The following is a 797-nucleotide window of genomic DNA, read 5'->3' as shown; positions in this document are numbered from 1 at the left end:
CCGAAACCGCTACCCGTTGCTGTCCCGCCGGCTGTGGTATTTGAAGACGTAACAAAAGGATAGGTACCATGATCGATGTCCAACAAAGAACCTTGAGCGCCCTCAAACATGATGTTGTCGCCGCGCTCACGATAGGCATGCAGTTCGTCGGTTACATCTACAGCCAACGGCAACAATTCTTCACCCATTTTCAATGTTTCTTCCAATGTCTTTTCATAAGAAATTGGCTCAACCTTGTAGAAATTCTCTAATACAAAGTTGTGGTAAGTCATGATCTCTTTTAGCTTCTCGGCGAAAGACGCGGGATTCGCTAGGTCGCCAAGACGCAATCCACGACGCGATACTTTATCCTCATAAGCAGGACCAATGCCTCGCCCTGTCGTGCCTATCTTATTTGCACCTTTTGCGATCTCACGCGCTTGGTCAAGCGCTACGTGGTACGGAAGAATCAATGGACAAGCAAGGCTTAACTTCAGGCGTTCACGAACAGGAACGCCTCGACCTTCGAGTTCGCCCATTTCTTTTAGCAAGGCATCAGGTGCGAGCACAACACCATTGCCAATAAGGCAGGTGACGTTGTCACGAAGAATACCTGAAGGGATCAAGTGCAATACCGTTTTTTCACCGTCAATAACCAACGTGTGACCAGCATTGTGTCCACCTTGAAAACGCGCAACCGCGGTAACTTGCTCTGTAAGCAAATCAACGATCTTGCCCTTGCCCTCATCACCCCATTGAGTGCCTAAAATGACAACATTCTTACCCATAAATCTCTTTCTCTAGCGATAATGCTTCAG

At 47.8% G+C, this 797-nt stretch carries 1 protein-coding gene; it reads right to left on the bottom strand.

Features of this window, described 5'->3' with window-relative positions:
* Positions 1 to 767: adenylosuccinate synthetase (locus A3751_RS10715; RefSeq protein ID WP_197466279.1), on the bottom strand; the 767-nt coding region annotated here is incomplete at its 3' end.
* Positions 768 to 797 lie beyond the last annotated feature (30 nt).

It is taken from the genome of Oleiphilus sp. HI0080, from assembly GCF_001635135.1.
This window is presented reverse-complemented; position numbering and strand designations above follow the sequence as displayed.